Origin of the sequence: Cellulomonas uda (assembly GCF_006538705.1) — a bacterium.
Lineage (GTDB): Bacteria > Actinomycetota > Actinomycetes > Actinomycetales > Cellulomonadaceae > Cellulomonas > Cellulomonas uda.
Genome location: NZ_BJLP01000042.1, coordinates 1 through 26,151 on the forward strand (window position 1 = coordinate 1; position 26,151 = coordinate 26,151).

The 26,151-nt window shown below is 72.7% G+C and carries 24 protein-coding genes; 16 read left to right on the forward strand and 8 right to left on the reverse strand.

The features are described 5' to 3' along the window. On the reverse strand, positions 1-512 hold a 512-nt coding region (locus CUD01_RS12010), incomplete at its 3' end, for an alpha-L-arabinofuranosidase family protein (protein ID WP_503826113.1). A 223-nt stretch (positions 513-735) separates the two neighbouring features. Between CUD01_RS12010 and CUD01_RS16610 the strand changes: the two genes are divergently transcribed. The 6 genes from CUD01_RS16610 (at position 736) to CUD01_RS12040 (ending at position 4,944) form a co-directional block, all read left to right on the forward strand. Beyond that, positions 736-1,110: a thiol-disulfide oxidoreductase DCC family protein gene (locus CUD01_RS16610; protein ID WP_157732651.1), complete on the forward strand. Its 375-nt coding sequence runs from the start codon at positions 736-738 to the stop codon at positions 1,108-1,110. 53 nt (positions 1,111-1,163) lie between these two features. Beyond that, positions 1,164-1,487 carry a hypothetical protein gene (locus CUD01_RS12020; protein WP_094181533.1) on the forward strand — a complete coding sequence of 108 codons (324 nt, stop codon included), beginning with the start codon at positions 1,164-1,166 and terminating at the stop codon, positions 1,485-1,487. A gap of 74 nt (positions 1,488-1,561) precedes the next feature. Then, positions 1,562-2,275, forward strand: coding sequence for a DUF5819 family protein (locus CUD01_RS12025; protein WP_141321360.1), 714 nt, complete (start codon positions 1,562-1,564; stop codon positions 2,273-2,275). Next, complete coding sequence (locus tag CUD01_RS12030) at positions 2,272-3,375, forward strand: HTTM domain-containing protein (RefSeq protein WP_141321362.1); 1,104 nt, start codon at positions 2,272-2,274, stop codon at positions 3,373-3,375. The genes CUD01_RS12025 and CUD01_RS12030 overlap by 4 nt, the downstream gene beginning before the upstream one ends. A gap of 28 nt (positions 3,376-3,403) precedes the next feature. Next, complete coding sequence (locus tag CUD01_RS12035) at positions 3,404-4,204, forward strand: ATP-binding cassette domain-containing protein (protein WP_141321364.1); 801 nt, start codon at positions 3,404-3,406, stop codon at positions 4,202-4,204. Then, the gene (locus CUD01_RS12040) at positions 4,201-4,944 is read left to right on the forward strand and encodes a hypothetical protein (RefSeq protein WP_141321366.1); all 744 of its coding nucleotides are present in this window, start codon (positions 4,201-4,203) and stop codon (positions 4,942-4,944) included. Before CUD01_RS12035 ends, CUD01_RS12040 begins: the two co-directional genes overlap by 4 nt. 1 nt (position 4,945) lies before the next feature. On the opposite strand, the gene CUD01_RS12045 is transcribed toward CUD01_RS12040, so the two are convergent. Continuing rightward, positions 4,946-5,575, reverse strand: a complete 630-nt coding sequence (locus tag CUD01_RS12045; protein ID WP_094181538.1) for a response regulator transcription factor — start codon at positions 5,573-5,575, stop codon at positions 4,946-4,948. Then, positions 5,572-6,843 carry a sensor histidine kinase gene (locus CUD01_RS12050; protein ID WP_166772045.1) on the reverse strand — a complete coding sequence of 424 codons (1,272 nt, stop codon included), beginning with the start codon at positions 6,841-6,843 and terminating at the stop codon, positions 5,572-5,574. Before CUD01_RS12050 ends, CUD01_RS12045 begins: the two co-directional genes overlap by 4 nt. Before the next feature lie 275 nt (positions 6,844-7,118). Between CUD01_RS12050 and CUD01_RS12055 the strand changes: the two genes are divergently transcribed. Both CUD01_RS12055 and CUD01_RS12060 read left to right on the forward strand, forming a co-directional pair. Then, complete coding sequence (locus CUD01_RS12055) at positions 7,119-8,276, forward strand: SPFH domain-containing protein (RefSeq protein ID WP_141321370.1); 1,158 nt, start codon at positions 7,119-7,121, stop codon at positions 8,274-8,276. Position 8,277: 1 nt separating this feature from the next. Next, positions 8,278-9,402 (forward strand): hypothetical protein, encoded by a 1,125-nt coding sequence (locus tag CUD01_RS12060; RefSeq protein WP_141321372.1) that lies wholly within the window; start codon positions 8,278-8,280, stop codon positions 9,400-9,402. A 16-nt stretch (positions 9,403-9,418) separates the two neighbouring features. On the opposite strand, the gene vsr is transcribed toward CUD01_RS12060, so the two are convergent. Then, the gene (vsr, locus tag CUD01_RS12065; protein WP_141321374.1) at positions 9,419-9,886 is read right to left on the reverse strand and encodes a DNA mismatch endonuclease Vsr; all 468 of its coding nucleotides are present in this window, start codon (positions 9,884-9,886) and stop codon (positions 9,419-9,421) included. Between the two features lie 174 nt (positions 9,887-10,060). Between vsr and dcm the strand changes: the two genes are divergently transcribed. After that, positions 10,061-11,491 (forward strand): DNA (cytosine-5-)-methyltransferase, encoded by a 1,431-nt coding sequence (gene dcm / locus CUD01_RS12070; protein WP_244937767.1) that lies wholly within the window; start codon positions 10,061-10,063, stop codon positions 11,489-11,491. A 9-nt stretch (positions 11,492-11,500) separates the two neighbouring features. Here the strand turns inward: dcm and CUD01_RS12075 are convergent, their stop codons facing one another. The 4 genes from CUD01_RS12075 to purN form a co-directional block, all read right to left on the reverse strand. Continuing rightward, a complete protein-coding gene (locus CUD01_RS12075; RefSeq protein ID WP_141321377.1) occupies positions 11,501-12,595 on the reverse strand; it encodes a PD-(D/E)XK motif protein in 1,095 nt (364 codons plus the stop codon). Beyond that, on the reverse strand, positions 12,582-15,353 hold the full coding sequence (locus CUD01_RS12080; RefSeq protein WP_141321379.1) for a Z1 domain-containing protein: 2,772 nt from the start codon (positions 15,351-15,353) through the stop codon (positions 12,582-12,584). The genes CUD01_RS12075 and CUD01_RS12080 overlap by 14 nt, the downstream gene beginning before the upstream one ends. Beyond that, entirely contained in the window at positions 15,350-17,587 is a 2,238-nt protein-coding gene (locus CUD01_RS12085; protein WP_141321381.1) for a DUF262 domain-containing protein, read from the reverse strand. The genes CUD01_RS12080 and CUD01_RS12085 overlap by 4 nt, the downstream gene beginning before the upstream one ends. Before the next feature lie 148 nt (positions 17,588-17,735). Further along, positions 17,736-18,335: a phosphoribosylglycinamide formyltransferase gene (gene purN / locus CUD01_RS12090; RefSeq protein ID WP_141321383.1), complete on the reverse strand. Its 600-nt coding sequence runs from the start codon at positions 18,333-18,335 to the stop codon at positions 17,736-17,738. 194 nt (positions 18,336-18,529) lie between these two features. Between purN and CUD01_RS12095 the strand changes: the two genes are divergently transcribed. The 7 genes from CUD01_RS12095 to CUD01_RS12125 all read left to right on the forward strand — a co-directional run bounded on the left by CUD01_RS12095 (position 18,530) and on the right by CUD01_RS12125 (position 26,136). Then, complete coding sequence (locus CUD01_RS12095; protein ID WP_141321385.1) at positions 18,530-20,758, forward strand: glycoside hydrolase domain-containing protein; 2,229 nt, start codon at positions 18,530-18,532, stop codon at positions 20,756-20,758. Positions 20,759-20,843: 85 nt separating this feature from the next. Then, positions 20,844-22,151, forward strand: a complete 1,308-nt coding sequence (locus CUD01_RS12100) for a glycosyltransferase (RefSeq protein ID WP_141321387.1) — start codon at positions 20,844-20,846, stop codon at positions 22,149-22,151. Positions 22,152-22,298: 147 nt separating this feature from the next. After that, positions 22,299-22,643: an S-adenosylmethionine decarboxylase gene (speD, locus tag CUD01_RS12105; RefSeq protein ID WP_198303477.1), complete on the forward strand. Its 345-nt coding sequence runs from the start codon at positions 22,299-22,301 to the stop codon at positions 22,641-22,643. Then, positions 22,640-23,365 (forward strand): DUF4178 domain-containing protein, encoded by a 726-nt coding sequence (locus CUD01_RS16615; RefSeq protein WP_166772044.1) that lies wholly within the window; start codon positions 22,640-22,642, stop codon positions 23,363-23,365. The genes speD and CUD01_RS16615 overlap by 4 nt, the downstream gene beginning before the upstream one ends. A gap of 25 nt (positions 23,366-23,390) precedes the next feature. Then, positions 23,391-23,594, forward strand: a complete 204-nt coding sequence (locus CUD01_RS12115; protein WP_094181546.1) for a DUF350 domain-containing protein — start codon at positions 23,391-23,393, stop codon at positions 23,592-23,594. Between the two features lie 7 nt (positions 23,595-23,601). After that, entirely contained in the window at positions 23,602-25,167 is a 1,566-nt protein-coding gene (locus CUD01_RS12120) for a polyamine aminopropyltransferase (RefSeq protein ID WP_141321389.1), read from the forward strand. A 174-nt stretch (positions 25,168-25,341) separates the two neighbouring features. Next, positions 25,342-26,136: a hypothetical protein gene (locus tag CUD01_RS12125; RefSeq protein ID WP_141321391.1), complete on the forward strand. Its 795-nt coding sequence runs from the start codon at positions 25,342-25,344 to the stop codon at positions 26,134-26,136. Positions 26,137-26,151: the final 15 nt, after the last annotated feature.

Sequence of the window (26,151 nt, forward strand, 5' to 3'; positions counted from 1 at the left end):
GGCACGCGCCACGGCTCGTCGCGGCCGTTCTCGCGGCGCAGTGCGGCCATGGGGGAGTCGTCGGCGCGCGTGAGGTACTCGATCCACTCGCTCATCTCCCGCACGGTGCCGGACCCGACGTTCCCGCTCACGTACGGCTCGGCACCGAGCAGCTCGCACAGGTCCATGAACTCGTGCGTGCCGAACGAGTTGTCCTCGACCACGTCGCCCCAGTGCGAGTTGACCATGCGGGGCCGCTGGTCGCGCGGACCGATCCCGTCACGCCAGTGGTAGTCGTCGGCGAAGCAGCCGCCCGGCCAGCGCAGGTTCGGGATCTGCAGCGCACGCAGCGCGTCCACCACGTCGGAGCGGATGCCCCGCACGTTCGGCACGTCCGAGTCCTCACCGACCCAGAACCCGCCGTAGATGCACCGGCCCAGGTGCTCGGCGAAGTGCCCGTACACGTGACGCGAGATGCGGGGGCCGGGAAGGTCGAGGTCGATGATCGCAGTCAGATGATCAGCGCGTGTCATGCACGCATTTTCGTCGATGCGCGTGCTCCTGACGGCCACGGCACCGAGGAGCGGCCGGGTGCAGCCCGCCGTCGTGCGCACGGGTCACCGTCGACCCGTGACAGGTGTCATGCCGGGGGGCCGCGTTGTGTCCCACGAGCTTGTGACGTCCCGGCACTGCCCGCCGCGTAGCCCGCTGACCAGCATGGTCGATGTCAGCAGGACCAGCACGGAGGGCAGAGACATGGGCACCACGGCGACCTTCCTCTACGACGGCGACTGCGGTCTGTGCGAGCGGGCGACCAGGTGGTTGCTCGAGCGGACGGGCAGCACGGTGCGCGCGCAGGCGTGGCAGGGCGTGGACCTGCACGCGTACGGGCTCACGCCGGAGCAGCTGGAGGCCGCGGCGGTGCTCGTCGAGGAGGACGGGACCAGGCGGGTGGGTCACGAGGCGTTCGGGCACGCGCTCCTGCGTGCGCCGTCGCGTGACGACCGGCTCCTGGGCCGTCTGGTCCTCGAGCAGCCGAGCGCGTGGGTCGCGTCCCTCGTCTACGCGTGGGTCGCGCGCAACCGCCACCGGCTGAGCGGCTCCGCGTGCTCCCTGCCGGCCCGCGGCTGACGACTCGCAGGAACCGTCCCGACAGCAGTCACGACAGACAAGGAGCACCAGGTATGTCCATGAAGACCCGTCTCGCCGCGATCGCGTCGATCGCCGCGCTGTCCGTCGGCGCAGCCCCGGTCGCCGCGCACGCCGCGACCCCGGCCGCCGGGCCGACGTCGTCGATCAACGCCGTCGCCGCGTTCGACGCCGCGGCGCGTCAGGACGTCCAGTCGGCCGACGCGTCGCCGGCCGCGGTCCCGGCGGTCGTCGCGACGGCGTTCGTCGCGGGTGCCGCCGCGGGCGCCGGCAAGGTCGTCGCCGGCTGGGCCGCGAAGAAGGTCATCGGCATCTGGGACACCAACCAGCTCGTGCCGTCCGAGGCCGTCTTCGACTGACGCACCGGTGCGGGTGGGTGGCTGCGCGTCACCCACCCGCACCACCTCACCCGTCCCTCGTCCCGGAGGCTCCCATGTCCACCCACACCCGCCGGCCCCGGACGGTGCTCCTCGCGCTCGGCCTCGTGGCGGCCGTGCTCGGGACGCACCTCGCGGTGACCGCGTTGTACGTCGCGCCACCCAACCCGCTCAAGTACGCACTGCAGCGCCCCGTGAACGCGTGGATCCAGCCGTTCTTCGAGCAGAACTGGCAGCTGTTCGCCCCCGACCCCGTCCGGACCGACTCGGGTGTCCTGGTCCGTGCCACGACGCGCGACGGCGAGGACACCGACTTCCTGACGATCAACGCGCCGTACCTCGAGGCGCGGCACCACAACCCGCTGCCCGACCGCTCCTACTACACCGTGAGCGGCGTCATGCACGCGTTCCTCATGTCACGCGACGCCGCGGTCGAGGCCGCGTACCCGGCCGACCCACCCGCGGATCTGCCGATCCTCCTGCCCGACGACGAGCTCGCCGACGTCCCCGCGCACACGCGGGAGGCCTACGAGGACACGCTGCGCAACCTGCACGACGCCGCGGCCGACGCCGCGCGCCGCACCTGGGGGGACGTGACGCGGATCCAGGTCCGCCTCGTCACGCACGAGTTCCCCCGCTGGTCGCAGCGACACGACGACGGCCTCGGCGAGATCAGCCACGTGACCCTCCCGTGGCGCGACCTGCCGACCCCGACGACGTCGTCGGCGGCCGCGCACGGCGTCACCGACCCGACAGGAGACCGGCGATGACCCCCACCAGCACCGCTCCCGCACCGCTCACGCTCGTCGACGTGCGCACACGGCTGCGCGACCTGGCCGACCGTGCGGTCGCGCTGGTCGCGGACCGGCGGCACGGGCTCGTCGCGTTCTCCCTGGTCCGGATCGCCTACGGCGTGATCCTCCTCGTCGACCTGCTCGTGAACCTGCCCGTGCGGCACCGCATCTGGGGTCCCGACGCGGCGTACAGCCTCGAGCGGCTGCGGGCCGACGGGGGTGACGGGTCGATCCTCTCGCTGTACCTGTTCGCCCGGACCGCGTGGCAGACCGACCTGATCTACCTCGCGCTCGCGGTCGCGGCCGCGCTGTTCGCGCTCGGGTGGCGCACGCGCGTCGTGACGCCCGTGCTGTTCGTCCTGCTGTGGTCGTGGCACGAGCGCAACCCGTTCGTCACGAACGGCGGCGACAACATCATGCGGATCCTGCTGCTGTACATGTGCGTCGCGCACGTGTCCGCGTACGTGTCGCTCGACGCGCGTCGAGCTCGCCGCGAGGCCCGCACCGACCGGTACGACGCGCTCGCGGCGCACCGTGCCACTCGCCGCCAGCTCGCGACGATCCTGCACAACGCGGCGCTCGTCGCGTGCGTCGCGCAGCTGTGCGTCCTCTACGGCGCGTCGGGGTTGTTCAAGGCCCAGGGCGAGGTGTGGCAGGAGGGCACGGCTGTCTACTACATCCTGCGGGTCGCCGACTACAGCCCGTGGCCCGAGCTGAGCCAGGCGGTGTACACGGTCCCGCTGCTCGTGACGCTCGCGACGTATGCCGCGGTCGTCGTGCAGATCGCGTTCCCGTTCCTCCTGCTGCGCCCGGTCGGTCGGCATGTCGCGTTCGTCGCGCTCGTCGGGATGCACGTGAGCATCGGGTTCCTCATGGGCCTGCCGGTGTTCTCGGCCTTCATGATCGCGTCCGACCTGCTGGTGTTCACCGACCGCGAGCTGCTGGGGCTGCGGGAGCGGGTCCGCGTGCAGGTCGCGCACCTGCGCCGCAGCGCCGCTCGCGACCCGGGGACGGCGCGGCCGGAGCCGACGCCGGCGCGCGTGCCGGTGGGCGCGCTGACCACTGAGACGGCGTGAGCGCCGGGTCTCGAGAGAGGAGTTGACCATGAGCCGGTCCGACGGTGGCATCCGCTGCCACGGCCTGACGAAGACGTACGCGGGCGGAGGGGGTGTGCGCGGGGTGTCGTTCACGGCGGCGCCGGGCCGCGTGACGGGCCTGCTCGGTCCCAACGGCAGCGGCAAGACCACGTGCCTGAAGGTCGTGCTGGGGCTCGCGGGGCACGACGAGGGGACCGCGACGATCGACGGCACCCCGTACTCGCAGCTGACCTCCCCCACCCGGGCGGTCGGCGCATGCCTCGACGTCGCGGGCTTCCCGCCGCAGCACACCGCGACGACGGTGCTGCGCTCGCTCGCGGTGCGCTCGCGCGTCCCCGCCGAGCGCGTGGAGGAGGTGCTCGGTGAGGTCGAGCTGGCCGACGTCGGACGGCGCCGCATCGGGCAGTTCTCGCTCGGCATGGTGCAGCGACTGCGCGTCGCGGCGGCGCTCCTCGCGCGGCCGCACCACCTCGTGCTCGACGAGCCGCTCAACGGCCTCGACCCGATGGGCATCCAGTGGCTGCGTGGGCTGGTGCGGCGCCACGCCGAAGCCGGAGGCTCGGTGCTGCTGTCCACGCACCTGCTCACCGAGGCGCAGCTCACGGTCGACGACGTCGTGATCCTGCACGGTGGCCAGGTGCTCGCGCAGGCACCCCTGCCGACGCTCGTCGAGAGCGGGCCGATGGGTGCCGCTTCGCTCGAGTCGGTGTTCTTCGCGCTCGTCGAGCGCGGCGCCGCGCCGCCCGGCCGAGGCGTCGACGGCGCGCCGCGTCCGGGCACACCCATGACGAACGGAGGAGTGCGATGAAGGTGTCGATCCGGGCCGAGCTCGTGCTGCTGACCCGCTCCCGCGCGGTGCGCTGGTCGGTCGTGACCGCCTGGTTGTTCGCGGCGGTGGTGACGGGCGGGCTGCTGTCCACGTACGGGTCCGAGCAGCAGGCCGTCGACGTGTCGACTGCCGCGGGTCAGGCGGAGGTGCTGATCGACCCGCTGTCGGGCCTTGTCGTCCTGGCTCTGGGGGTCGTGCTCGCGGCCGGTGACTTCCGCACGGGAGCGGTGGTGTGGACGTACCTGGCCACCCCTGAGCGGTGGCGGTGGGCGGTCGCGAAGGTCGTCGTCGCTGCGCTGCTCGGCGCTGTGGTGGGCGTCGTCGCCGAGCTCGTCAAGCTGGGCACGCTCGCGGCGCTGCAGCCGGCGGGTGCCGGTCCGGTCCAGTGGTCGCAGGGCGTGCTGTGGCAGGCGGTCGCGGGCTCGGTGATCTCGCCGACCGCGCTCGCGGTGGCGGGGGCCGCCCTGGGTCTCGCGACGCGCAACGTCGCGGGCGCGATCACGGGCGCGCTCGTGTGGATCGTCGTGCTCGAGGGTGTCGTGCGCAGCTTCCTCCCGGAGGCTGTGGTGCCGTTCCTGCCGCACACGGCGCTCGCCGAGCTGCGCAACCTGACCGGTACCGCGCCGTACGCGCAGTCCGCCACCGTCGTCGGCGTCACGCTCGCGGTGCTGGTCGCGGGTGCCCTGGTGCTGACCCAGCGGCGGGACCTGACGCGCTGAGTCAGATCCAGCCCTCGGACCAGGCGCGGTCGGCCGCTTCCCGGCGGTCGGCCGCGCCGATCTTCGCCATCGCGGACGACAGGTAGTTGCGCACCGTGCCGCTCGACAGGTGCAGCGCCTCGCCGATCTCGCGGGCCCGCAGCCCACGCCGCACCTCGCGCAGCACGTCGAGCTCGCGGCTCGTCAGCGGGCACGCGTCGGCGGAGAGCGCGGCAGCGGCGACCGTGGAGTCGATGTACCGGCCGCCGGCCGCGACGTCGTGCACGATCGCCGCGAGCAGGCTCGCGGAGGTCGACTTCGACGCGAACGCGCTCACACCCACCGCGAGCGCACGGCGCAGCACGCCGGGCCGCGCGTGTCGCGTGACGAGGACGACCTTGGTGGTCGACTGCGCGAGGATCTGCTCGGCGGTGCTGATCCCGTCGAGGTGAGGCATCTCGAGGTCGAGCAGCACCACGTCGGGCTGGTGCTCCAGCACCGACGCGACGGCCGCTGGTCCGTCCGCGACCTGGTCGACGACGGTGATCCCTTCCTGCAGCGACAGGAGCTCGCCGAGCGCGGTGCGCAGCAGGTCCTCGTCGTCGGCGAGCACCACGCGGGTGTGCCGCCCGGCTGCGGGTGTGGCCGTCATGTCCCCCTCCTCGCCGTCGCGTCGCGCGGGAGCCGTCCCGTCAGGACGAAGCCGTGCTCGGTGTCACGCGCCTCGATCGTGCCACCTGCCGCGGCGAACCGGTCGGCGAGCCCCGCGAGCCCTTGGCCGCGGCGCGTGTCGCGCACGACGGACGACGCGCGCGCAGGCCCCGGGTCGCGCACCGTGACGACGACGTCGGTCCCGACGTGCCCGATCTCGATGGTGCACTCACGGGCGTCCGAGTGCCGCAGGTGGTTCGTCGTCGCCTCGCGCACCAGGTGACCCATGGCGGAGCCGTGCTCGGGCGGGAGCAGGTCCGGCTCGCCGTGCACGTGCACGTCGACCCCTGCGGCCCGCAGCACGGCGACGCCGTTGTCGAGCTCGGCCGTGAAGGATGTGCGGCGGTACGCGTAGGCGACGGCGCGCGTGTCCTCGAGCGCGGTCACCGCGAGCGACCGGATCCGCTGCAGGTGCCGCACGGCAGCCTGCGGGTCCCGGGGCACCAGCTGCTCGGCGAGCTCGGCGGTCACGACGATGACCTGCAGGTGGTGGCCCTGCACGTCGTGCAGCTCGGCTGCGAAGCGCATGCGTTCGTTCGTGAGCGCGAGATCCGCGGCGCGCACGCGAGCGACGTGCAGGGCCTGCATGACCTGCCAGACCCACACCTGCCCGAGCTGGAGGGTCGCGGCCGCGACGACGACCGCCGCCCCGTACAGGGCGCGCACGGTCACGTCCGCGTGCGGGACGTCGGCGCGGTAGCCGACGAGCGCCGCAGCCGCGGTCCCGACGACGGACGCTCCGGCGACGAGCGCGGCCGGCCGGTGCGACGCGTCGGGTTCGAGCAGCGACGGGGTGCGGTGCACGAGCACGGCGGCGACGAGCGCGCCGAACGGCATCGCGTAGAGCCAACCGACACGGTGCCCGGTGCCCGCGACCGCCCACAGCACGAGCGAGGCGACGAGCCCGAGCACCACCGCGAGCGCGCGCAGCAGACGGTGCGGGTGGTCTGGGAGAGGTGTCGCGCGCAGTCCGGGAGCGCGGCGCAGGAGATCGACCTGGAGGTAGCCCGCGAGCAGGGTCGTCGCGATCGCGAACACCGTCCAGCCGGGCGGCAACGCCACGGTGACGAGCTCGCCGAGGGGGAACGAGACGGAGATCAGGCCGACCGCGAGCAGGCTGAGCCAGGTGTACGCGGTCAGCGGGCCGAGGCCGGGCTCGCCTGGGGTCGCGGCGTCCTGTCCGCTGCGCGTGCTGCCCCCCGCCGGCATGGCCGCGACTCTACAGTCCGGCCCGCGCGGCGACGCGCCTCGGTCACGGCACCGAGGACCGAGCCCGGTCTCCGGGTGTGCGCCGTCCGGGTGAAGTTCGTCCCCGCGCCCACCTGCGGGTATGCAGCAGTTCATGTGGCGGTCAAGACGTGGTGGACGGGCGCGGCCTGACCTGCGATGCTGCTCCGTTCACCGCACCCCGGGCCACCCCGCCCGGGCGCGGCGGGCACCACGACCGGGGTGGGCACGGCCCGGCTGAGACGAAGGAGCACCGCATGGGATTCGCGGACAAGCTGCGCGGCCAGTTCATCGACATCGTCGAGTTCCTCGACGACTCGCGGGACACGATCGTCTGGCGCTTCCCCCGCCAGGGCAACGAGATCAAGAACCAGGCCCAGCTGATCGTCCGTGAGGGGCAGGTCGCGGTCTTCGAGAGCGAGGGCCAGATCGCCGACGTGTTCGGCCCCGGCCGCTACACGCTGGAGACCCAGAACCTGCCGATCCTCTCGACGCTCAAGGGTTGGAAGTACGGCTTCAACTCCCCGTTCAAGGCCGAGGTGTACTTCGTCGCGACGCGGCAGTTCACCGACTTCGCGTGGGGCACGCAGCACCCGATCACGCTGCGGGACTCCGAGTTCGGGATGGTCCGCCTGCGGGCCTTCGGCACCTACGCGCTGCAGGTGAGCGACCCGTCGGCGCTGCTGCGCCAGCTCGTCGGAACGGACTCGAACTTCCGCACCGACGAGATCGGCGAGTTCTTCCGCCAGAACGTCATCAGCCACCTCGCACCCGCGATCGCGCAGTCGGGTGTCCCGATGCTCGACCTGGCCGCCAACCAGCAGGGCCTGTCCGCGAAGCTCGCGCCCGCGCTGTCCGCCGAGCTCGCCGAGTACGGCGTGACGATCCCGAGGTTCGTCATCGAGAACATCTCGCTGCCGCCCGAGGTCGAGGCCGCGCTCGACAAGCGCACGCAGATGGGGGTCCTGGGCGACCTCGACCAGTTCACCAAGTTCCAGACCGCCACGGCGATCGGCGACGCCGCGAAGAACCCGGGCGGTGCGGGCGAGGGCATGGGCCTCGGCATGGGCATGGCGATGGGCACGCAGATGGCGCAGTCCATCCAGGCGGCGAACCAGGCGGCGAACCAGGCGACGAACCAGGCAGCGCCTCAGGCCGCCGCCGGTGGCCCGCCGCCGCTGCCCGTCACCGACGAGCTCTGGTACTACGCCGCGGGCAGCGCGCAGGCCGGCCCGGTGACGCCCGAGGCGCTCGCGCAGCAGGTCGCCGCCGGGCAGGTGGGCCGCGACACGCTCGTCTGGAAGCAGGGCATGGCCGCCTGGACCGCGGCGGGCCAGGTGCCGCAGCTCGCCGGGCTGTTCACCGCCCCGCCGCCGCTGCCGCCGACCGCGGCCGCCCCGGCGCCGGGGGCCTGACGTGACGGGGACGACCGTGCCGCCGCCCCTGCCGCAGGAGCCGACCGCCACCCCCGTCGGGTGGTCGGACGCGAGCGCCGCCGTCGAGCGCGGGCGGTGCCCCGCGTGCGGCGGGTCGCTCGCGTTCGACGCCGCGGTCGGCGCGCTGCGCTGCGGGTCCTGCCGCGCGACGCTCGACGTCACGCACGGCGCCGACGAGCGCGTCGACGAGCACGACTACGAGCGCTGGCGCGCACGCCACCCGCAGTACGCCGTGGCCTCCGTCCCGGGGCAGCCGCTCGCGTGCGAGGGCTGCGGCGCGACCACGCAGACCACGGACATCGCGGGCGCGTGCCGGTTCTGCGGCGGCAACCTCGTGGCGACCACGCTCCCCGAGGGCGTGATCGTCCCCGAGGCGGTCCTGCCGTTCGGCGTCGACTCGCGCACCGCGCGCGAGAACGTCACCACGTGGGTCCGCTCGCGGTGGTTCGCGCCGTCCGCGCTCAAGAAGGTCGGCGACACCGAGTCGATCCGCGGGACGTACGTGCCGCACTGGACGTTCGACGCCCGCACGACGAGCGACTACGTGGGCCAGCGCGGCGACCACTACACGGAGAAGCAGGGCGACCAGGAGGTGCGGCGCACGCGCTGGCGCCACGCCGCCGGCCGCGTGCGCCGCGACTTCGACGACCTGCTCGTCCCCGCGTCCCGCGCGCTGCCGCGCAACCGGCTCGACAAGCTCGGGCCGTGGACGCTCAAGGCCGCGCAGCCGTACCGGCACGAGTACCTCGTCGGGCACAGCGCGCCGCGGTACGACGTGGACCCGCAGGACGCCCACGCGCAGGCGAAGCAGCGCATGGACGCGCAGATCCGCGACGACGTCGAGCACGACATCGGCGGTGACGAGCAGCGCGTGCACTCGATCAGCACGACCTACGCGGACGTGATGTTCAAGCTCGTCCTGCTGCCCGTGTGGCTCGCGACGTTCATGTACGCGGGCAAGCAGTGGCAGGTCATGGTCAACGCCAACACCGGGGAGGTCGTCGGCGAGCGCCCGTGGTCCGTGCCGAAGATCGTCGCCGCGGTCCTCGTCGGGATCCTGCTGGTGGTCCTGGCGGTCTGGTTCTTCGGCCGCAACCAGCAGTGACGCGCCGGACCTGACGTCACCGGTGGTGGACCTCGGGGTCTCCCGGGTCCACCACCGTCGCGTCGAGGGCGCGTTCGACGACGTCCGCGGCATCGGCGTCCGTGAGGTGCTCCCAGACGCGGACCACGCGCCATCCCGCTTCCGTCAGGAGACTGTCGGTGTCTCGGTCCCGCGCGACGTTGGCGGCGAGCTTCGTCTCCCACCACTGCGAGTTGGAGGTCGGGCGGGTGCCGTGCACGGGGCAGCCGTGCCAGAAGCACCCGTCGACGAACACGGCGACCCGCTGCCGCGGGAACGCGACGTCGATGGTCCTGCGATTGTTGCCCGGCACCTTGACGACGACGCGAAACCGTCGGCCGCGCCGGTGGAGCTCTCGGCGCAGCAGCATCTCGGGTGCTGTATCGCGCCGCCGCGCGGTGGACATCCGGCGAGAGACCTCGACGGACGACGAGCCCGGATGGGCCGGGACGGTGAAGCCGGGCATCGCCCTCCTCGGCGTGTGGGTGGTCGGTGATGGGCTCTGACCGTCGTACCACGCGCGGGCCGTGTCCCGTCGTGCCGGATCGTGAGGAGAGGGACCCTGGAGCGCGCAGACGCGACGACGGCACGGTGCCGCACTGGCGCCACAACAGCTCAAGGCTCAGCTAAGCTGAGCAGCGTGGGGACGGGTCGCGAGGGAGCCTTCAGGTACGCGGACCTGTTCGCGGGTATCGGCGGCTTCCACGCGATGCTCGACCACGCGGGTGGCCGGTGCGTGTACGTCTCGGAGATCGACGCCGCGGCGCGCTCGACCTACGCGCGCAACTGGATCGACCCGCTCCCCGAGGGTGAGCGTCCGGTGGTCAACACCGACATCACGCTGGACACGGCCGAGGGCAAGCCGGTGCTGGTCAAGGATCATGACGTGCTGGCGGCCGGCTTCCCGTGCCAGCCCTTCTCGAAGTCGGGATTCCAGCGCGGGATGGACGAAGCCAGGGGCACGTTGTTCTGGAACATCGCCCGCGTGCTCGAGGCGAAGAAGCCCGCGGTCGTGCTGCTGGAGAACGTCCGCAACATCGCCGGTCCTCGCCACGACCGCGAGTGGGAAGTCATCATCCGCACCCTGCGTGAACTCGGGTACCGGGTGTCTGCGCGTCCCACCGTCTTCTCGCCGCACCTCCTGCCGCCCCACCGTGGCGGCACGCCGCAGGTGCGTGACCGTGTGTTCATCCTCGGGACGTACATCGGGGCGGCGCAGGTCGCGGCAGAACTCGCCGCCGGACTGGAGCCGGAGCAGACCGTGCCCCGTTCCGTCGTCGACGGGTGGGAGGTCGACCGGTGGCGCGCCGAGTGGATCCTCGACCCCGACCACTCGATCGAGGACGTCCAGCGCTATCGCCTTGACGCCCAGGAGACTGCCTGGGTCAACGCATGGGACGACCTCGTCCAGCGCATCCGCGTGCGGACCGGACTGCGGCTGCCGGGCTTCCCTCTGTGGGCCGATCACTGGGTTCCGGAGCGGACGCTCGACCAGGACGAGCTCTCGTACCTGCCTGACTGGAAGCGGCGCATCCTCGTGAAGAACGCGCGGTTCTACGACGAGAACAAGCCGGTGATCGACGCGTGGCGTCAGGCGCACCCCGAGTTCCGGTCGTTCCCGGCGTCGCGCCGCAAGCTCGAGTGGCAGGCCCGTGACCTCGAGTCGTTGTGGGACTGCCTGATGCACTTCCGGCCGTCGGGCATCCGCGCGAAGGAGCCCACCTACCTGCCGGCGCTCGTCGCCATCAACCAGACCTCGATCTACGGGCCGCGTCGTCGGCGCGTCACCCCGCACGAGGCAGCGCGTCTCCAGGGGTTCCCTGACGAGTTCGGCTTCGGCGACCAGAAGGACCCGGCGTCGTACAAGCAGGTCGGCAACGGCGTCGCGGTCGGCGCGGCCTGGCACGTCTTCCGCGAGCATGTGCTCCGCGACGCGGACGACCTGCCCGCCCACCTGGTCGACGCCGTGCGGGGAGCGCCTCTCGCCCCGCCAACGAGCGTGTCCGCCCGCCTGGAGGCGGTGCCGGACGTCGCCGACGACGTGCCCGAGGTCGAGCGCGCCGCGAGCTGAGAGTCGCGCTCAGGCCGCCCGCAACGGAAGGCCCGCCCGCCGCGCGATCGTCGTCGCGACGGCGTGCAGCCCCGCGACGGGGTTCACGTCGCCGCGCAGGCGGTCCGGCAGGACGATCGTGTAGCCGACGGACTCGACCTCGACATGGTCCAGGCCCTCCAGGTGCTTGCTGGTGAGGACGTGCACCTTCTCGTCCGTCAGGTCGTACAGGCGCTCGAACCGGAGCTCGAACGGGCGCAGGAAGCGCGGGTACAGGTTGTGGTGGGCGTGGTCGTAACCGAGGCCCGCGTCTCCGCCGTAGTGCATCACCCGCTTCAGGAGCTCGGCGACGTCCTCGGGCCCGACGTGCGCCGCCTCCAGGTGGTTGAGGATCGAGTCGACGAGCCCGGGCAGGGTGAGGCCCGCCACGTCCTCGTCCAGCCACGTGACCCCCACGCTCGCGAGGTAGAGGGCGGACTCCGGGCGGCCGTCCACCGCGCGGCCGAGCTCGACCTGACGCACGCCGGAGACGCTGTGGATCGATCGCGGTCCGGTGGTGGTCTTGACCTCGACCCCGACGCCCCGCAGCTGGATGTCGCGGGTCGACCGGTCGTGGCCGTACCAGCCGGCGACCACCTCTGCGGCCGCCCGTGGGGCCGTGACGCGCAGGATCCGGTCCAGGACGACCAGCTCGCCGACGAGGCCCGCCAGGACCTCGTCGCCGAGGACCGCACGGCGTAGCGCCAGCGCGATCACGGGTTCGACCTGGGCGAACGCTGCCTGGGGTGACCGGTCGACACCGTTGCGCAGGAGCTCGGCGCAGACGAGCGTCGCGACCCCGTCGAAGTGCGGTTCGCCGGGGAGCACGACGCGGGAGGCGTCGAACGTCGAGCCGTCCGAGGTCCGCCACGTGTGGTGGACGAGGTTGGCCGCGACGACGCGCGTGGACGCCGTCAGCGGGGGACCGACGACGAAGATCTCGACCTGGCCACGGTCGTCACGGGCGAGCGCGAGCAGGTGCCCCGGGTCCGCCCAGACGAGCTCGCGGTCCTCGGCGGACGGCGCGGGCGGCTGCTGCTCCAACCGCTCGCGGAGCCGCTCGAACAGCGCGTCAGGCGCGGTCATGGGGCCTCCCAGGCACGGCTGCGACGTGGTCGGGGCCCCCGAGGGGGATGTTGAGGCCGACGGCGACCGAGACCCGTCCCTCGTCCCGGCCGACCAGGTGGAACAGCACCAGGCCGTCGCTGCCCTCGGGTCGCGCGCCGCTGCTCGTCACGACGGGCTCCTCGCCCAGCATGCGCCTGTCGAAGAACTCGTCACCGAAGTACTGCCCTCCCTCGGGGTTCCGTGAGCCCCAGGAGGCGTCGAGCGCGTTCGTGTTCGGGTCCACGAGCCTTCGCACCATCGGGCGCACGACGAAGCCGAGGTCGATCAGCGGTCCGGAGATCACCGGTGCGCCGCCGCCCAGGCGGAGTCCGACCCAGAACCGCGGCTGTCGGCGTCTGCGCGCGTCAAGGTCCACGAGGCTCCACTGGACCGGTGGCTCGTCGGTCGTCACCATCCCGGGGACCGCGCGGTCGAGGCACGCGGCCCAGGTGCGCAGGTACGCCGCGATCGAGTACGGCGAGAACGGGCCGAGCTCCACGCCGCCCTCGACGGAGGGCGCCCGGTACAGGGGCGCGAGCGGGTCGCCGGGCTCCAGACGCGCGTGGCGCTCCACCGACGTCCACCGGCTCGCCTCGAGGCCGTCCGGACCCGGTCCGTGGTCGTCGTAACGCAGCCGGTCGAGCAGGTCGGCGACGTCCGTGAGCGACCAGGGGGTGGCGAGGAGCACGCCGCTTCGCCGGAGCGACTCCCTGGTGTCGACGAGCTCGTCGTCGAACGTCTCCGCGATCAGACGCAGGTTCTCGTCGTCGACGGCGGGCGGCGTGAGGTGTCGGACGAACGGTCGGGCACCGGGGTAGAGCGACACCCCCCGGACGTTCGCGATCTTGCCCGTCGCCTTGAACGCCCGGCCTTGGAGCACGCGCACGTCGGGCAGCGTGGCGTCGCCGGTCATGGCGGCGAGGACCTCACGCCGGAGCGCCTCGTCGTTGTCGTGGTACGCCGCGAAGAGCTCGAGCTGGGTGCTCCCGAGGAAGACCCGGCAGAGGTCGATGATGGGGCCGCGGTAGCCGAACCACCGCTGCATCTGCATTTGGGTGTCCGCCAGCGGGTTGTTGCTCGACCGCGTGAACAGGGTGGTCGTCAGTCCCTCGAGGGTCAGGCCGCGCGCCATCACGTTGCCCGACACGAAGATCGTCGAGAGGTTGCGCGGCGCTCGCCACCCGCCTTCGACCTCGGTGACGTCGAACTCCGGGCGGTCGTCGGCGTTCTCGTCGCTGTTGATGACGGCGACGGACGTCGCGGGGATGATCTGCTCGACGAGCAGTCTGCGGACCTCCGGCCACGACTCCTCGACCGGGTAGAGGGTGGCGTCCCCGAGCAGGGACCCGCACAGGGCCGCCGACCGCTGGTACTCCTCCAGCCACCGGGACCAGCGGCGCTCGTCGGCCTCGAGATCCGCGACGAGCCGCGCGGTGTCGAGGTAACGGCCTTCCGGGCCGTGCTCCTCGTCAGGGCGAGGCGTGACGCCGAGGTCCCAGGCGAGCACCTGATCGGCCACCTCGAAGTGCCCCTCCTTCGCGGAGGTCGGGTGGATGAGCATCGACATCGGTGGCAGGGCCTTCGCCTCGGCGCTGCTGGCGAAGACCATGTCGCGTGCCGTGCGCGGCCCGTACGCGAGACCGAGCCTGCGCAGACGGACCGCGCAGGCGACGAGGTACGCCCGCACGGCGTCCTGCAGCGCGTCGTGCGGGTCCTCGTCGTCCACCGGTACGCACAGCGGGACCGAGCCCAGGGTGCGGTAGAAGACCTCTCCGCCCGTGTACCAGGCCTTCGGGCCCTCGGGTACACGGTAGGACGACGTGCGCTCCTCAGCGGTCCCCTCCGGGCCGGGGGTGCGCAGGCTCGCGACGAAGTCCCGCGGCGCGAGCGGGTTCGACGGGTCCTGGAGGAAGTTGGCCTGCGGCGTCGCGGTGTAGGCGACGTAGGTCGCGTAGACCTCCGGGAACCGCGTCTCACCCGGCCGGGCGCGGTCCTCCCACAGGTCGAGGATCCGGCGTGGGATCTGCTTGCGCTGCGCGAAGTCCCACTCGTCGGCCGCCTCGGCAGCCGCATCCACCACGGACGAGTCGTCGGCCTCGTCGTCCATGACCACCACGTGGAACGGCCGTCCCTCGCGCCGGACCTCGTCGTAGAGAGTCGCGAGGGAGGCCGCGGCACGCTCCAGGTGCGCGACGTTCTTCATCACGACGGCCACGAGCGGTCGGCGCTTGGTGACCAGACGACGAGCGCGCGGCTGCGCGAGGGCGTAGAGGTCCGCCGGAGCCCCGCCGCCGGCGCGCACGAGGTCAGGACGGGGGATGATCTCCCGGAGGTGCTCGGGACGCTCGAGCGTGTCGAGCTGGGCGACGAGGCGTTCGAACGTCTGGCGCCACAGTGCCGTTCGCGTCCCGCCCAGGACGACGAGGGCGTCCACACCACGGTCCAGCGCCTTCGCGGCCACGGCCATCATCGACGCGGTCTTGCCGGACTGGACGGCGCCCATGACGAGGCCTTGGCGCTCTCGCGACTCGGGCCACCCGTTGGTGCCGGGTTCTCCGGCGCCGAAGATCCCGCGGTCGACGATGTGCTCCGCGTCGGCGCCGATGACCGCTCGGCTGCGCGAAGAGATGCCCGACATCTCGAGCTGGGCCTCGTACGACGACCACCACGTGGCGTCGTCGGCCCTGCGGACGTCCAGGTGGACCTGGGCGGTTCCGTACGGGCTGCGGGACGTCATGCGCGCCGGGAGACGTCGAGCAGGGCCGCGAGGCCCGACTCGCCGAACTGCTCGGCGATCCGCTCGTGCGCGTCCTGGGGCGACACGCCCAGGATCTCCAGCAGCCCGTCGACGACCCGGGAGATGAAGAGCCACTGCTCCCGGGACTGGGTCTTGGCAGGGCGCTGCCAGCCCGCGGACGCCGCGCGGATCGTCGGGGCGAGCTCGTCGAGGAGGTCGTCCAGCTCGTCACCGTCCATCACGGCGCGGGCTGCGCAGAGCCCGATGATCGACGCGACGAGCTGGAGCTCCTGCCACTTGCCCTTGCCCTGCGAGTTGCGGAAGCTCTGCGCCCAGATGTCCGTCGCGGCCCCCGCGTGCGCGTCGAGCCCGTGGTCGAGCAGGAGCATGGCCTCGGTGATCGCGGTGACCGACCGGAGGCGGTCGCTCGGGCGCTGACCCACCCGCTCGAGCAGGGCGTTGATCTGCGTGGCGGTCGACCGGGTCTCGGGCTTGCCCTTGTCGAGGAACAGCACGGAGGCGACCCACGACAGGAGCTTCGTCCGCTTGTAGCCCGCGCGCCCGAACCCGTAGTCGTCGAGCGTCTTCGGCGTCGACGAGAGGTCGGACCAGTGCGGCTCGAGGAAGGGTGCGACCTCCGTGACGTCCTCGGCGTCACCAGCCGTCACGAGCAGCGCACGCATGAGGTCCAGGCGGTGGTACTGGGCGTTGCGGATCTCCTCCGCGTTCAGGTGCTTGCCCTGCTTGTTGTAGAGCTTGAAGACCTCGTGGATCTGGTCCGTGGTCACCTTCGTGTACACGATGACGGGCACCTGGTAGTCGGACTGGAGCTCGAAGACCTCGAGGACGGAGTGCGGGACACCGACCACGCTGATCCGCTCCTCGCGGATCTGCGAGTAGTACTTGCCGCGCAGCTTCTCGAGCTCACCGCTCAGCGGACGGACGTCGCCGGAGCGGAGGCGGAAGGGGAAGTACAGGTTCCGCTCCACCTGGTTGGTCAGCCGAGTCGGCTCGTTCTGGTGCCAGAGCTTCCTGAACTGCGGGTAGTCCTTCTGGAAGAGATCGACCAGCTCACGCTCGTTCATACCCCACGCCCTCGCCTTGCTCTTCACCAGCTCGAGCGCCTTGGGGTGCATCCCGACGAACCGAAGGATCGACGTCAGCCGCTGCTTGCCGTCCACGACCTCGTACACGGTGCGCCCGTCGTTGCTCATCTCCAGGAGGATGACCGAGGGCAGGGGGACGCCCCGGAGGACGGACTCGATGAGCAGCTGCGCGTCTTGGGTCGGCCAGACGTCCGCCCGCTGGTACGAGGGGCTCAGGTTCAGCTGACCGGACGAGGCGTAGTAGGCGAACTGAGTGATCGACCACGTCTTGGCCTGGGCGTGGATCGGCCCTCCGCCCTCGCTCTCCTCGTCCTCCTCGTTCTCGTCCCACGCGTCGTTCCAGCGCTGGGTCGCGGTCGTCAGCGTCGCGCCGCCCTCGGCAGCCAGCTCGAGCTCCTCCAGGAACCGTTCGCGGAGCGTGACGGCGCGCTCGAGGCGTTCGACCAGCCGCGGCAGCACGACGTGGAGCTCGTTCCGGTCGTGCCCGTCCTCGAGCTGCAGGAGGTCCGCGAGGCTCGACTGGAACGCTTCGGCGGAGGAGATGTCGAGGTCGGCGGGAAGACGCAGCCAGTCCTGGACGAGGGCGACCCGGTCCCGCCACGAACCGTCGTCGAACTGGATGTCGTCGCGCTCGAGCGGCTCGGGCGTGGTCCGGACCCCGACGGGCGCCTCACCGGACTGGCTCAGCTGCACGATGAGCTCAGCCGCGTTCTGCTGGTGCTCCGTCAGGTCCACGGTCACGGTGCTCTCCTGGTCGGGTCGGTCCGCCCGGGGCGCGGGCGGCAGGTCGTGGAGGTCGTTGATCAGCTGGGACGGGTCGTCGCTGTCTCGTGCGAGGCGAGAGACCGCCGCATCGACGAGTCGGTTGAGGCCGACGAGCGTGATGGTGTCTCCCGCGGAGTGGCACGCGTCGTCCCACTCGACACCCAGGTGGCGGGCGATCGCAGCGCCGCACTCGCTCTTGCCCGCGACGGCAGTCAGGTCGAGGCCCAGCGACGCCCCGAGCGCCTCGAGCGCCGAGCGCTTCTCCTTGCTGCCGCGGCCCAGAGTCTCGACCGGTCGTCCGGCGAGGAAGTACATCCTGGCGACGGCCTCGGGCTTGGAACCCGCGCTCGTGTAGATGACCAACTCGTCGCCGCCCCTCCGCCAGCCGCTCTCGGCGCCTTCGAGGCGAAGTTACTGGAGACGTGGGTCGTCGCGGCCGCAGACGCGCGCGGTGACCGGATCGTCCTGCGGGTTCAGGACGACGGACCGTGTCGGACGCGACCCGACCTCGTCACGCGAAGCGGGAGGCGAGCCAGTCGAGCAGGAGCTTCTTCTCGGCCGCCTGGACCCGTGCGCGCAGCGCGGGTACGTCGTCGCCCGGCTCGACCGGGACCCTCGCCTGCGCGAGCACGGGGCCCTCGTCGTACTCGGCCGTGACGACGTGCACCGACGCGCCGGTCTGCGTCGCGCCGTCCGCGAGCACGGCCGCGTGCACACGATCGCCGTACATGCCCTGCCCGCCGTACGCGGGCAGGAGCGCGGGGTGGGTGTTGACGACGAGGCCCGGGAACGCGGCGAGCGTGCGCGGCCCGAGCTTCTTCATGTAGCCCGCGAGCACGACGAGCTGCGCGCCGGACTCGACGAGCGCGGTGAGCATCGCGGCGTCGAGGACCGCGGGGTCGGGGTGCGTGAGGCCGGACAGGTGGCGGGTGGGCACACCGCGCTCGCGCGCGTGGGCCAGCGCACCGGAGCCGCTGTTGTTGCTGATCACGACGGCGACCTCGGCGGCGATGGTGCGTCCCGCGGCGTCCATGATCGCGGCGGCCGTCGTCCCCGTCCCGGAGGCGAGGATCGCGATGCGGGCGGTCGGTCGGTCGCCGGTGGAGGTCACCGCGCAAGCATAGGAGCGCGCCGGGAGGCCGGGTGCCGGGTCGGGGACGAGGGGCGCCCGCGTTCGTCGTGACGTGCGCGCAACACTGCTGTCACACTCCACTCGTACCGTCGCGCACGAACGGGGCGACGACAGCGCGGTCAGCACGGCCGCGTCCGCCGTCCCCACGCAGGTGAGCAGGGGAGGGCGCGCGGATGTTCGACCACGTGGACCCGTTCATCGGCACGGACGCGACCGACCTGCCCGTGCCGACGGGCCTCGCCTCGACGTGGTGGTGGCCGAAGCCGCAGGTCGGCAACACGCACCCGGGGGCGACGTACCCGTTCGGCATGGTCTCGGCGTGCGCGTACTCGGGCGCGTACCCCACGGGCTACGGCCGCTACGACCTGTCGACCGAAGGTCTGCCGCCCGTGCTGCACGACGAGCTCGTCGCGAGCGGGTTCACGCACTTCCAGCAGTCCGGCACGGGCGCGATCCGCAAGTACTACAACTACTTCCGGGTGACGCCGATGCTGCGCCCGCTCGACGACCTGGGCACCGCGTGGCGGATCGTCGAGGAGCAGGCCGAGCCGGGGTACTACGCGGCGACGCTCGAGTCGGGTGTGCGCGCGGAGATCACCGTGGGGCCCAAGTCCGCGGTGCACCGGTACACGTTCCCCGCGCACCACGACGCGCGTGTGGTCATCGACTTCTCGCTCGGCGGGCTCGACATCCCGTTCGGTCGGACGATCCCGCTGCGCGCGCACCTCGGCATGGTCGGGCCCGGGCAGGCGGAGGGGGAGATCGTCGTCGAGGGGGCACCGCTCGCGGTGCGTGTCGAGTGCGACGCCCCCGGCTGGCGGCAGATGCTCTGGTACGACCGCCGGCTCATGCCGGGCGGCACGCGCCTGGACTTCGACCGCATCCGGCCGACGACGCTGCGGCCGTTCGGCCTGATGTGGGCGGGCCCCGCGGAGGCCGGGCAGGTGGTCGAGCTGCGGTTCGGGTTCTCGCTGCGTGGCGTCGACCAGGCGCGCGAGACGTTGGAGGCCGAGCTGGGCGGCGGCGGGCCGGCGTTCGACGAGCGCCGCGGCGCGACGCGCACGGTGTGGCGCGAGCACCTGGGCAAGGTCGCGGTGGACACGCCCTCGTCGGACAAGCAGACGGTCATGGCGACCGCGCTGTACCACTCGCTCGTGAAGCCGTGCCTTGCGCCCGACGAGTCGCCGTTCTGGCCGACGCCCGGCCCGTTCGCGTTCGACCTGTCGACGATGTGGGACATCTACCGCACCCACCTGCCGCTCATGACGGCGCTGGTCCCGGAGCGGTCCGTCGAGCTCGCGAACGCGTTGCTGCAGATCGCGGAGGAGGAGGGCAACCTCCCGATCGGGTACCGCATGGCGCGCGGCGCGGACCGGTTCTCGCGGCAGGGCTCGGCGCTCGCGCACACGTTCCTCGCGGACCTGTGCTCGCTCGGCCTGCCCGGCGTCGACTGGGACTGGGCGCTCGTGCACATGCACGACGACCTGCGCCGCACGTACGGCGAGGAGTACCTGCAGCGCGGCATCACGCACCCCGTCAGCCACACCCTCGACCTGGCGTTCGGCTACTGGTGCACGGCGATCGTCGCGGCGCGCGTCGGTGACCTGACGCTCGTCGACCAGTTCGGCACGCTCGCGGGCGGGTGGACCCGCGCGTTCGGCCCGGACGGGCTGCTCGTCGACTCCACGTGGTACGAGGGCGGCCGGTGGAACTACTCGTTCCGTCTGCTGCACGACATGGCGTCCCGGATCGCGCTCGCGGGCGGCGACGAGGCGTTCGTCGGGATGCTCGACCGGTTCTTCGGCTTCGGTGCGGACCCCGTGAAGCAGCCGGGCGTGCGGCCGGACGTGCAGGAGCTCGCGGCGGGCTACGCGCTCGACCGGTTCGAGGGCCTGAACAACGAGCCGGACATGGAGGCGCCGTGGGCGTACATGTACGCCGGGCGCCCGGACCGCACCGCGCAGGTGGTGCACGACGTGGTGCAGCAGCAGTTCGGCACCGGCCGCGGCGGCCTGCCGGGCAACGACGACTCCGGCGGGCTGTCCTCCTGGTACGTGTGGGCGTCGCTGGGGGTGTTCCCCGTGGCGGGGCAGAACCTGTTCCTGCTCAACGCGCCCGCGTGGCGTGAGGCGCGCGTCGACGTGGCGGGCGGGACGCTCGCGATCGAGACCACGGGCTTCGTCGAACCCGAGCCGGGCGGGCCCGCGCAGCACGTGCAGTCCGTGCACCTCGACGGCGTGCCGCTGGACCGGCCGTACCTCACGGGCGGTGAGCTGCACCGCGGCGGGCGCCTGCTCGTCGGGCTCGGCCCCGAACCCTCGGGGTGGGCGACGCGGCACCGCCCGCCGTCCGCGCCCGCACCGGCGACGGGTGTGCCGCTCTCGCGGCTCGCGACACCCTGACCCGCCCGGTCGTCACCCGGCCGTCACCGCGCGCACGCCGCGCCCCCGTCCCGCAGCACCTCCAGAACCCCGAGAGGACGACGCCGTGACCCAGCACGTCGCCCGCCCGAACCGCCGCCTCGTGATCGTCGTGCGCGCCGACCCGGTCATCTGCGGCCACTCCGGCGAGGCCCGCAACCTCGCGGAGGCCGCCCTGGACCGCGGGTTCGACGAGGTGCGCATCGTCACCTGGCCCGTCGACCGGCTGCAGGCCGCGGGGCTGCCCCTCAAGCCGCTCGACGGCGTGCTCCCGTACTCGCCGGGGATCGTCGTGGAGCGGCCCGCACCCGTGGGTGACTACAAGGTGCCCGACGGTCGCTGGCTCGCGGGGCTCACCGGGCGGCTCGTGGAGCTGTTCACCGACGGCGTCCCGACCGTCGCGATGTCGCTGTACCTGTCGCCGCACGCGACCGCGATCGCCGACGCCGTGCACGTCGCGCGGCGCACGGGCCTGCCCGTGGACGTCGTGACCGTCGCGGAGGCCGTGGGTTCCGACGTCACCAACGTGGTGCGCGCGTGCGTGGAGGAGGGCCGGTTCGGCGCGGCCGCGCACGTGCTGTCCGGGTACCTCGAGCACGACGTGTGCCTCGCGGTCTCGCAGTACACGCGCGACCTCGTCGTGACCGAGGCGGCCGCGCTCGACGCGGCGCACGGCACCCGGTTCGCGGCCGAGCTGCGCGCACGCGTCGCGATCTCCTACCCGGCGGTCGACGTGGCGGCGTACGTGCGGCGCGACGACGACGAGACGGGCCGCGTGCTCGCCGCGCGCAGCCTGACGCGCGGCGGGTACGTGCTGTACCTGTCGCGGCTCGCGCACGCCAAGGGCGTCGACGACCTCATCGACGGGTACGCCGCCTCGGGGGCTCCCGCGGCCGGGCAGCGCCTCGTGGTCGCCGGCAACGGCCCGCAGGCCGCCGAGCTGCACGACCGCGCGGCCGCGACCGGTCTCGGCGACCTGGTCACGTTCCTGCACGACGTGCCCGACGACGAGAAGCCGCACCTCATGGCGGGCTGCACCGCGTTCGTGCTGCCGTCCAAGCCGCGGCCCGAGTTCGTCGAGACGTTCGGCATCGCGCTCGTCGAGAACATGCTGTCCGGCGGCGGCCCGGTGATCACGACCGACACCGGAGGCATCGGGGAGGCCGTCGGCAGCACCGCGCTCGTCGTGCCGGCGTCCGACCCCGGCGCGATCGCCGCCGCGATCGACAAGGTCCTCGCGATGGACGACGACGAGCGCGCGGCGTGGTCCGCGCGAGCGCGCGAGCACGCGCTGCAGTTCGAGCGCGGCGTCGTCCTCGACAAGATCCTCGACCGCGTCGCCGCCGCCACCCGCACGCCCGCCCTCCTGCCCTGAGCGCCGCCGGGTGACGCCCGGGGCGACCCGGGCGTCACCCGAAAGCGCCCTCTCGTGTGGATACCGCCCACGCGGGGCTGCCCGGTTCGCTACGGTGCCCAGCGACCACCGCGCCGTCCGGCGCAGGACGACGGGAGGCCGCGCGACGTGCACCGCAACCACGTGTACGTGTTCGACGTGCTGCGCGCGGACGCCGCGCGGCTCGACGACCTCGACGTGGTGCGCGGCGCGCTCACCGGGCTGGTCGCCGACGCCGGCCTGCACGCTGTGGGCGCGGAGGCCGTGCACCGGTTCGCACCGCAGGGCCTGAGCCTGGCGATCCTGCTCGCCGAGTCGCACGTCGCGGTCCACACGTGGCCCGAGCACGGCGCCGCGTACGTGACGCTCACGAGCTGCCGCCGCCCCGACGACGGGTTCGTCGAGCGGACGCGCGCCGCGCTCGCCACCGCGCTCGCGGGCACCGTCGTCGTGCGCGAGGTGCCGCCCGCATGAGCGTCGGACGGCGGCCCCGCGCCCGCATGGCGCTGGGCAAGCACCTCGTCGGCGCCCCGCCGTGGCGCTCGATCCCGCACGGCGTCGTCGTGTACGAGGAGTACGACCCGGCCGACCGCACCACGTACACGTGGGAGGAGTGGGAGGTCCTCGGCTACGAGAACCTCGACTTCTGGGTGGAGTACGACCACTACACGCGCAAGGTCACGCTCTACCGGCCGCTCGAGGTCGTCGAGCACCTCGACCCCACGCACCTGCAGGAAGGCCAGTGGCTCGGCGTCACGTGGCGCGGGCAGACCCACCAGGTGCGCGTGGACGAGGTGGGCGTGGGCCGCATCGCGTACCTCGAGGGCGGCTTCACGTACGACCTGCAGCTCGGCCAGGACGTCGCGTACGCCGAGCTGCGCGGCCACGGGTTCGTGCTGTCCGTCGAGAAGTTCGACGAGCGCGTGCTCGACGTCTACCACGGCGTCGAGCTCGACACCGCGGGCCAGAAGGCGCACTTCGGCAAGCGCGTCGCGCCGCGCAACCTGCGCGGGCTGGTCCTGGGCCTGGTGATCGCGCTCGGCATCGGCGGGCTCGGCGTCGCGTGCTCGCAGACCGTCGAGCAGTGCACCCCCCGCACCGTGCTGGCCGAGCCGGGCGGTGTCACCACCACCACCGAGCAGGTGTGCGTCCGACGCTCCGTGTTCGGCGGCGGCGGCGGAGGGCTCGGCAAGTGAACGTCCCGACCAAGGAGAAGCACCCGTGATCATCGAGTTCCTGTCGACCCTGCTGTACTCGGTCGTCGGCATCGTCATGCTGCTGCTGGCGGTCGTCGTCGCCGACCGGCTGTTCCGGCTCAACCTGCGCCACGAGCTCGTCGAGGAGCACAACGTCGCGTTCGGCATCCTCATCGCGGGCATGGCGGTCGCGATCGGCCTGATCATCGCGGGCACCATCAGCTCCTGAGCGCCGCATGACCGCCACCGAGGTCGAGCACCCCGCCGCGACGGGCCGGTCGCGCGCGCGCCGCATGGACCGCCCGACGGTCTTCGCGGCCGCGCTGCTCGTCGCCGTCGGCGGCATCGTCTACGAGCTCATCCTCGGGACGGCCGCGTCCTACCTCGTCGGCGACTCGGTCGTCTCGTTCTCCGTGGCGACCGGCCTGTCGCTGTTCGGGATGGGGATCGGCTCGCTGCTCGCACCGCGCCTGCCCGGGCCGTCCGGCATCGCGTTCGTGCGCAACGAGCTGGTGCTCGGCCTGCTCGGCGGCTCGTCGGTGCTCGTGCTGTTCTGGGCGTACGGGCAGACCGAGCTGTACTGGCCGGTGTTCGTGCTGCTCGCGGTCGGCATCGGCATCGGGATCGGCATCGAGATCCCGCTGCTGGTCGCGCTGCTCAAGGAGCATGGCCGCGACGAGTCCGTGGGCCTGCTCTCGAAGGTCCTCGCGCTCGACTACCTGGGCGCGCTGCTCGCGTCGTTGCTGTTCCCGTTCCTGCTGCTGCCGGTGCTGGGACTGGTGCGCACCGCGCTCGCGGTGGCGATCCTCAACGTCGCGGTCGCGCTGTTCATGCTCGCGCGCATGGGCCACCAGCCGCGCTGGACCTGGACCACGGGCGGCGCGCTGGCTGCCCTCCTCGGGGTGTTCGCCGCGTCGTCGGGCCTCGAGGCCGCGCTGTCGACGCGGCTCTACCAGGACCCGGTGGTCGCGGCCGCGACGTCGCGCTACCAGAAGCTCGTCGTCACGAACTACCAGGGTGACGTCCGGCTCTACCTGAACGACCAGCTGCAGTTCTCGTCCGTCGACGAGGCGCGCTACCACGAGACGCTCGCGCACACCGCGCTGACCTCGGTGCGCGCGCCCGCGTCCGTCGCGATCCTCGGCGGTGGTGACGGGCTGCTCGCGCGTGAGGTGCTGCGCTACCCGACCGTGCGCGAGGTGGTCGTCGTCGACCTCGACCCCGCCGTCACGGACCTCGCGCGCAGCAACCGCCTGCTGCGGGACCTCAACGAGGGTTCGCTCGACGACGAGCGGGTGCGCGTCGTGAACGCCGACGCGTTCGGGTGGGTGCGGGACACGGGCGCGACGTTCGACGCGGTCCTCGTCGACCTGGTCGACCCGTCCGACGAGCGGGTCGCCAAGCTGTACTCGACGGAGTTCTACTCCTCGGTCGTCGCGCACCTGCGGCCCGGCGGCGTGCTCGCGACGCAGGCGACGTCGTCGTACTTCACGCCGCACGCGTACTGGCAGGTGGTCGCGACGCTGCGCGCGGGCGGGCCCGGCCGCACGGTCGTCCCGCTCAGCGTCAACGTGCCGTCGTTCGGGGAGTGGGGCTTCGCGCTCTCGCTGCCCGGTGACGGGGGCACCTTCCTGGCCGCGACGCCGCTACCCGACGGCCTGCGGTTCCACGACCAGCGCTCCCTCGCCGACACCGCCCGCCTCCCCGGCGACCTGACGCCGACCGACATGGCGCCGTCGACCCTGCTCGCACCGGTGATCTACCGCACCTACCAGCAGGACATGCGCCACTGGCGCTACTGACCCCGGCCTCACCGATCGCGCCTCTCCGGGTGGGTCGCGAGTCTGTCGGTGGGTCGCGCAGTCATCCGCACGACCCACCGACAGACCCGCGCCGTAACCGCTGACTCGCGACGAATGGCCGGCTCGGTGGAGGGGGCGGTAGCCAGGGTGGGAGTGAACCGCCACAATCGCGGCATGCAGCGGGGCGGGGGGAACGGCGGCGCGCCGGGCGCGCGGGCGCAGGTGTCGAGGGCCGTGCGGGGGTGGTGCGCCGTCGGCGGGGGAGTGCTCGTCGCGCTCGGGTGCGTGGCAGTGTTCGTGTCCGACAACGGCGCCGGGACCGCGGCGGTGCTCGCGGCCGGGGCCGCCCTCGTGCTCGTCGCGGTGCTCGCGGAGCGGATCACCGCGGTCGAGGCCGGGGGTGTGAAGGTCGAGCTCGGGCAGGCGGTCGCGCGCAAGCTCGACGAGGCCGCGCGGGCGGACGAGGACGGCGACCACGTCCGGGCTGCGGAGCTGCGTGACGAGGCCCGCGAGCTCATCGAGCTGAACTCCGCGGAGGCCGCGCGGTTCGCCGTGACGCGGCGGTCGTCGCCGGGGTGGCGGCGGTCCGTGGAGCAGGAGCTGCAGGTCCGGTCGTGGGCGGAGGCGGCGCACCGCACGCACCCGACGCGCGAGCTGCTGGAGCAGGTGTACGACGAGGGCTCGGAGGCGAACCGCGTGATGGCGCTCGCGATGATGAGCGGGCACCCTCCGGCCGCGAGCCACGAGGTCGCGGAGCGGGCGATCACCGAGCCGGTCTCGGCGTTCGAGCAGTACCACGGGCTCGTCGTCGCGCACCTGCTCGCGCTGCACGAGCCGGCGTCCCCGGCGACGCGCCACCTGCGGGAGGTCGTGGCGGGCGCGCTCGACTCGGGGAGCCTCGGGCACGCGGGCACGGACCGGGTCGCGCTGGCGCGCCGGGTGCTGGAGCTGGTGCCGGCGGACCACTGAGCGTCCGCATCTTGT